This window comes from Paraburkholderia sp. BR14320 (assembly GCF_040948665.1).
Taxonomy (GTDB): Bacteria; Pseudomonadota; Gammaproteobacteria; order Burkholderiales; family Burkholderiaceae; genus Paraburkholderia; species Paraburkholderia youngii.
Genome location: NZ_JBFPKG010000412.1, coordinates 1 through 232, shown reverse-complemented (window position 1 = coordinate 232; position 232 = coordinate 1). Strand labels below are relative to the sequence as shown.

The following is a 232-nucleotide window of genomic DNA, read 5'->3' as shown; positions in this document are numbered from 1 at the left end:
ATCGCGCCGTCGACGTACTACACGCATGTGGACCGCCGCGCCCATCCTGAGCTGGTGCCGGCGCGGGCCCAGCGCGACAGGATGCTCAAGGATGAGATCCGGCGGGTATGGGAAGAAAACTTCCAGGCCTATGGCGTAGACAAGGTCTGGACGCAATTGAAGCGCGAAGGCATTGTCGTGGCGCGCTGCACGGTCGAGCGGCTGATGAAGCAGATGGGCATGAGCGGTGTGG

At 63.4% G+C, this 232-nt stretch carries 1 protein-coding gene; it reads left to right on the top strand.

Annotated features, from left to right (window positions below):
• Positions 1 to 232, top strand: a 232-nt coding sequence (locus AB3X89_RS40860; RefSeq protein WP_368588130.1) for an IS3 family transposase, incomplete at both ends; no start/stop codon positions are given.